We start from the raw sequence: 303 nt of genomic DNA on the forward strand, positions 1-303 counted from the left end.
ACCGAGGCTGACGGTAACCTTTCCAACCTCCGGCCATCGCTCTTCAGCAATGGTGCGCCTGATGCGTTCGGCAATCACCCTTACGCCTTCTTCCGGTGTGAATGGCAGGATCAGATAGAACTGGCAGTTTTCAAGGGTGTAGAGACAGGATGGTCTGCCATTCAAGAATGATTCAAGGATGATTCCAAAGCGCTTAAAGCAGAGCGGATTCACTCTGCTAGAACTGATGATCACAATTACCATTGCTGTAATCATAGCCTCCGCAGCAACCGCCGGCTGGCAAAGCCTGATTGAAAGCACTAG

1 protein-coding gene and 1 pseudogene are annotated in these 303 nt (G+C 50.8%); one reads left to right on the top strand and one right to left on the bottom strand.

Annotated features, from left to right (window positions below):
- Window positions 1-144, bottom strand: a pseudogene (locus tag E5Q11_RS18055) (GGDEF domain-containing protein); the annotation flags it as partial.
- A gap of 34 nt (window positions 145-178) precedes the next feature.
- On the opposite strand from E5Q11_RS18055, the gene E5Q11_RS18230 reads away from it, so the two are divergent.
- Window positions 179-303: prepilin-type N-terminal cleavage/methylation domain-containing protein (locus E5Q11_RS18230; RefSeq protein WP_135804730.1), on the top strand; the 125-nt coding region annotated here is incomplete at its 3' end.

It is taken from the genome of Marinobacter confluentis (genome assembly GCF_004785685.1).
Taxonomy (GTDB): Bacteria; Pseudomonadota; Gammaproteobacteria; order Pseudomonadales; family Oleiphilaceae; genus Marinobacter; species Marinobacter confluentis.